The sequence below is a fragment of the Spirulina sp. 06S082 genome, from assembly GCF_034932145.1.
GTDB lineage: Bacteria > Cyanobacteriota > Cyanobacteriia > Cyanobacteriales > Spirulinaceae > CCY15215.
Map to the genome: position 1 here is coordinate 1 of NZ_JAYGHV010000341.1, position 5,475 is coordinate 5,475.

Sequence of the window (5,475 nt, forward strand, 5' to 3'; positions counted from 1 at the left end):
AGCCCCAGACGAGGAAACGGGAACTCCTCCCGTAGCACGGCGCAGCAGCCGTCGGCGATCGCGGTCTTCGGGCAATTCTCAATGGAGTCGCTTGCTCTTATTTGGTGCGGGAGGAGTGGTGACAATTCTCATTTTATGGCTGGCGATCGGGCAAGTTCTCAAAGCCCTATTTGGGGCGACGGACACGGTACCGGGGTTAGAAGCCGATCAACCAGCTATTTCCCTGGCCAGTCCCGTCGTTGCCCTCCCTGACGAAGCTGAAGAAACCGCCCCCAATGCTGCTACTGGAACATTAACGGAAGAAAATGCCCGTCAAATTATCGAAACTTGGTTATCGGTGAAGCGATCGGCGCTGGGGAAAGAGCATCAAATTCCTTTACTTGAAAGCATTTTAGCCGATCCTACCCTCGCAACTTGGCGCGATACGGCACAATCTCTGCAACAAGAGAATGCTTATCGAGAATACGAACATACTCTGCGGGTAGAGAATGTAGATTTTAATGCCGAGAATCCAAATACAGCAAGGGTTGATGCCTCTATTCGAGAAATTGCTCGCGCTTTTCGCGGCGGACAGCCAGACGGAAGCAGTTCTTATGATGATAATTTGCGAGTTCGCTATGAGTTAGTTCGACAAAATGACCTCTGGCGCATTCGCAGTATGACGGTGCTTTAGGAGTGGTTAGTGATTAGTGGTTAGCGATCGCGATGAACGAAAACTCGACGATGAAGGGGCGATCGCTGCTGTCAATCGCGGGTTTAGCTATCGGTTTTAAGTATCTTCCAAAATATTATTTAAAGCAGTCTTCATCTCTTCAACACTTGTTGTAGCCGTACCAAATTGACGCACAACAATACTGGCTGCCAAGTTACCTAAAACAGACGCTTCCCAAAAAGAAGCCCCCGCACATAAAGCTAGGGTTAAAGCGGCCACCACCGTATCTCCTGCCCCGGTAACATCAAAAACATCTGTACGGTTAAAGGCAGGAATATGATGAAGAGTTAGATCGCGATCGCATAAAGTCATCCCCTCTTCTCCCCTCGTAATGAGGATTTCTTCCGCTTGAGTTAATGCCAATAAATCCCGCGCAGCATTAGCCAAAGTCTCTTGATTATTAATGCCGTATCCCACAGCATTTTCCGCTTCCGGTAAATTGGGGGTGAATAAAGTTGCTCCTGGATAGCGGTTTAAGGCTTTTTGTGCGTCAACAATAACCCTTGAGTGAGATAAACCTGCTTCGATAACTGTGGGAGTTAAAACCCCTTCGCCATAGTCGGAAAAAACCACTGCATCCACGGTATCGAGTTGGCTGCGAATGGCTGCGGCCAGTTGATTTTGAATCTCTAGATCGGGGAGTTGGTCGGACTTGCGATCGATACGGACGATCTGCTGAGTAACGGACTGTCTCGCGTGTCCGGCGATGCGAGTTTTGGTAACAGTAGGACGATTTGCATCGGTAATAATGCGATCGCCATCGATACCAGCCTCAGCAAAAATGCGCCGTAATGCCTCTCCTTGGGCATCATGACCCGTCAAGCCGATCGCCTTCACTTTTGCCCCTAATTTGGCAAAATTGTAGATAGCATTTCCTCCACCCCCTGGAATTTGGCGCGTGTATTCATGGCGTAGAATCAAAACGGGAGCCTCTCGAGAGAGACGTTCGACTTGACCCGTGAGAAACTCATCTAACGTTAAATCGCCAATCACTAAAATTTTGGCGCGATCGAAGCGATCGAGTAAGTCAAAGAGTTTCGGGGCAGCAGATGCAAGAATGGGCTTAAATGCTTCAAAATCGGGCATTGGAAATGGGGAATAGAGAATCGTTAATCGTTTATTTATTGTTCTGTGTTGGGAGGCGTGAAAGTTTTTTCTTCCTTTTCTGGGGTTTCTGCGGGAGTTACGGAGGGATCGGGAGGTGGGGCTGGTAAAGGAGTAGATGGGGGAGACACCACAGGAGAAGGAGTTGGAGAAGGCGATGGTCTTGGGGGCGTTGCAGAAGGAGTTGGTCTTGCAGGAGTTGGAGAAGGCGATGGTCTTGGGGGCGTTGCTAAAGTTGGACAGATATTGGGATCGTAGGTAAAACGAACAGTGACGCGATAGGGTATCGGTGCAGATCCAGAAGCCAAACCCCCGCTAGTTACCTGCGCGATCGCCTGTTGGTCTAAAATGCGATAGCCCGCACTGCGAATTTGCTGTACATCCGTTCGTCGGCCATTGGGTTGTACCACAACACCATAGACTGCTGTTCCCTGCGCCCGGTTAATACAGGCCGCCTTGGGATAGGCACCCTGCATTGCAGTAGTACGAAGTTGCTCTCTCGCTTGGGGTTGGTTGGTTTCAGCAATCCAACGTTCTTGATTATTGCGGGCTTCTTGGTCAGTGGTATTTTTATCATTGGTGCGATAATCTTCTCGCAGACGAGCAATCCGATTCGTATTGGCTTCTTCCTGTTGTCGTACTGCCAATTCTTGAGGGGATAGAGGTCTTTCCGGTGCGGGAGTTGCAGGAGATGGAATGGCTAAATTTTCGGCACCCGTTCTACCTCGGCCTGCTGCGGCCAAACTGTTGAGAATATCATCACTGTTCGGTAATTTAGCATTTTGATTGTTATCAAGATCGAATAAATCGCGGCGCAATTGTTCTTCTCGTCTCCGTCCATTCTCTGAAGACGAAGAACCTGAGAGAGTTGGAATGCGATCGCTGCGAGATGGGGGGGAATTGCGGGAAATATTGCCCACAGTGCGCCTTACTGTACGCTCGATCGCGGCGAGATTGGGAGTAGAACGATTGGGACGAGGAGGTGTTGAGTTAGTTTCACCAGGACGGGGAGGTAAATTAGGGCGCGATCGCGTTTCTCTTCTCGGGTTGCTTGGCGATCGCGCCGCGAGATCGCCTTCTCTGGGGCGAGGAGTGGCGGTAGAATCAAAAGAAGGTAGAGTTAGTCTAGCATCGGGGTCGCTAGGCAGATCGAAAGAATACTCGGGTTCAGGAGAAGTATAGGGTTGAGGTAAACGGGCAAACTCTGCGGGGGTGAGTTCCACCAGTTGAACGTTACGCGGTAAGGCGAAATCTCCCCCCCCACCTTCTGAGAAAAAGGGCAAACTCGGTAGGGCGACTCCAATGCTGGCGTGCAGTCCCACAGAGGCAAATGCGGCGATGGTGGTAGGATGTCGCAGTTGGAGAAATAGGGCTTGTCCAAAGGAATTCAAAGACATTGCAGGAGTTTAACGGGAAAGGGCAGCAGATCGAGGTAGCCTATATTTTAACGCGCGGCTGGAAATTCGAGGGAATTCTCCCAAGTCTGACGATGGATTTGAATGATGAGGATGGAAAAATAGCTTAATTTTAAAGTAGGGCGATCGCGCAAATGGTAGATTTTTTGGTCGGGACAGGTTGCCCGTTCTACAATCCAACTCCCTTCTAATAAGTTTCGTTTCTCTAAAATTTGCCAAACTTTTTCATAAACTGAAGCGACTTTGAGGAGGACGGCGACATCTGCCCAAGCCAAGACGGATTCTAATTCATCAACGGTGTAAAGGGCGGGTAAAATAGCCATGCGCTGCCCTTGAACCGTTAAGGGAATTCCCAGCATGGCTGCTGCGGCACAAGGAGACGTGACTCCAGGTACAATTTCGATCTTGACTTCGGGATGGTGTTCTTGTAGGGTTTGCGCTAAATGAGTAAAGGTACTGTAAAAACTAATATCTCCCTCACAAGCAAAGGCAACATTCTCCCCTTTTTGGAGATATTGCCAAACGAGATCGGCGGCTTTTTGCCAGGCTTGTGTCAGGATGTGGCGATCGCTAACGTAGGGAAATTCTAAGGGAAGGGTGGGTTGTTGATAAGCCAGCCACGGTTCGATAATCTGTTGTGCGACTCCAGGTTTGCCATCAATTCCCGCAGGAAAGGCGATCGCGTCAGCTTCTCGAAGCAGTCTCAAGCCTTTGAGGGTAATTAATTCGGGATCTCCCGTGCCTATACTAATTCCGTAAAGAGTTCCCATATTATCAATTATCAATTATCAATTATTAATTATCCACTCTCAACTCCCAACTCCCAACTATCAACTATCAACTATCAACTATCAACTATGATCCTGCCTACTGTTATTTTACCTGGCTACTTTGCTCGCGGCACGGATTATGTTGCTCTAGCAGAGATTTTAAAGCAAAAAGGAATTCCTGGGGCGATCGTGCCTTTGCGGAAGCGAGATTGGTTGCCAACTCTTGGCGGTCGTTCTGTCGTTCCTATTCTACGCTTGATTCATGACACCGTGCAGGGAGTTTTACAGGAATATAAGGGCGATCGCGTTAATTTGTTAGCACATTCGGCAGGAGGTTGGATCGCGAGGATTTATCTGGGGGATATTCCTTATACCATTCATGGGGATGTTACGGCACAAGATGGGGTTTGGCAAGGGCGCGATCGCGTTGCATCTCTCATTTCTCTGGGAACACCTCATATCAGCCAAGAACGTTGGACAAAGCGCAATTTAGACTTTGTTAATGACAATTATCCTGGGGCATTTTACAGCAATTTACAGTATGTTTGCGTCGCAGGAAAAGCAGTGTATGGCAAACAATGGGAGAGTTGGCTGGCTTATAACAGCTATAAATTAACAAGTGGTGAGGGGAATACTTGGGGGGATGGTATTACCCCGATCGCCGCAGCCCATTTAGCTGGGGCGACCAATTTAACCTTAGAGGGAGTCATGCACTCGCCGCGATCGCCTGGTTTATGGTACGGTTCCCCCGAGGCGATCGCCAATTGGGTCGATTATTTAGCGTAATTTTGAGATAATAAACAACTAAAGCACTCAATAAGGAGAACTCGAACAATGCGAATGCTACACACCATGTTAAGAGTCGGTAATTTAGAGGAATCCATCCAGTTTTACTGCGAAGTTTTAGGAATGACCCTTTTGCGTCGAAAAGACTATCCCGGTGGGAAATTTACCCTTGCTTTTGTTGGTTATGGAGAAGAGTCGGAGAATACCGTTATTGAATTAACTTATAACTGGGGAATAGACAGTTATGATATCGGTAGCGGTTACGGTCATATTGCCCTTGGAGTCGATGATATTTACGCCACCTGTCAGGAAATCAAGGCACAAGGAGGAAAAGTCGTTCGAGAACCAGGACCGATGAAACATGGAACAACAGTTATTGCTTTTATCGAAGATCCCACAGGCTATAAAATCGAACTCATTCAATTGAAAAAAGCAGAATCAATGCCAGAAAAAGAAACAGCAGTTGCCGCAAATTAAATTAATACCAAATCCGCTTTATTCAGGAGGTTTTCCCTATCTCCTGTAGCGACGTTGCATGCAACGTCGCTACAGGGTTTCCGGCGATCGCGTGAATAGGGTCTGTGGTAACTGGATTTGGTATTGTAAAGTTTAACTTAATATATAGTCAAGTATAGTCATTCATGGTAAGATATAGCCATGAAACTCTCAGACTATGCCAAAAAAGCCG

Annotated in this window: 6 protein-coding genes; 3 read left to right on the forward strand and 3 right to left on the reverse strand. The window is 47.9% G+C overall.

The window, feature by feature from the left end:
- On the forward strand, window positions 1–673 hold a 673-nt coding region (locus VB714_RS20725), incomplete at its 5' end, for an ARC6/PARC6 family protein (RefSeq protein ID WP_323226585.1).
- 96 nt (window positions 674–769) lie between these two features.
- On the opposite strand, the gene rfaE1 is transcribed toward VB714_RS20725, so the two are convergent.
- Genes rfaE1 through VB714_RS20740 form a run of 3 tightly spaced genes read right to left on the reverse strand, consistent with a single transcriptional unit; the run spans window position 770 to window position 4,001 of the window.
- A complete protein-coding gene (rfaE1, locus tag VB714_RS20730; protein WP_323226586.1) occupies window positions 770–1,798 on the reverse strand; it encodes a D-glycero-beta-D-manno-heptose-7-phosphate kinase in 1,029 nt (342 codons plus the stop codon).
- Between the two features lie 35 nt (window positions 1,799–1,833).
- Entirely contained in the window at window positions 1,834–3,213 is a 1,380-nt protein-coding gene (locus tag VB714_RS20735) for a TonB family protein (RefSeq protein ID WP_323226587.1), read from the reverse strand.
- 47 nt (window positions 3,214–3,260) lie between these two features.
- Complete coding sequence (locus VB714_RS20740) at window positions 3,261–4,001, reverse strand: precorrin-2 C(20)-methyltransferase (protein ID WP_323226588.1); 741 nt, start codon at window positions 3,999–4,001, stop codon at window positions 3,261–3,263.
- A gap of 87 nt (window positions 4,002–4,088) precedes the next feature.
- Here VB714_RS20740 and VB714_RS20745 point away from each other — a divergent pair, with 87 nt between their 5' ends.
- Window positions 4,089–4,787, forward strand: a complete 699-nt coding sequence (locus tag VB714_RS20745; protein ID WP_323226589.1) for a hypothetical protein — start codon at window positions 4,089–4,091, stop codon at window positions 4,785–4,787.
- A gap of 48 nt (window positions 4,788–4,835) precedes the next feature.
- Window positions 4,836–5,264 (forward strand): lactoylglutathione lyase, encoded by a 429-nt coding sequence (gloA, locus tag VB714_RS20750; RefSeq protein WP_323226590.1) that lies wholly within the window; start codon window positions 4,836–4,838, stop codon window positions 5,262–5,264.
- Window positions 5,265–5,475 lie beyond the last annotated feature (211 nt).

Bases quoted from the DNA above. Each gene is read 5' to 3' on its own strand.
- rfaE1 (WP_323226586.1), bottom strand. From the start codon at position 1,798: ATGCCCGATTTTGAAGCATTTAAGCCCATTCTTGCATCTGCTGCCCCG.
- VB714_RS20740 (WP_323226588.1), bottom strand. From the start codon at position 4,001: ATGGGAACTCTTTACGGAATTAGTATAGGCACGGGAGATCCCGAATTA.
- VB714_RS20745 (WP_323226589.1), top strand. From the start codon at position 4,089: ATGATCCTGCCTACTGTTATTTTACCTGGCTACTTTGCTCGCGGCACG.
- gloA (WP_323226590.1), top strand. From the start codon at position 4,836: ATGCGAATGCTACACACCATGTTAAGAGTCGGTAATTTAGAGGAATCC.
- VB714_RS20735 (WP_323226587.1), bottom strand. From the start codon at position 3,213: ATGTCTTTGAATTCCTTTGGACAAGCCCTATTTCTCCAACTGCGACAT.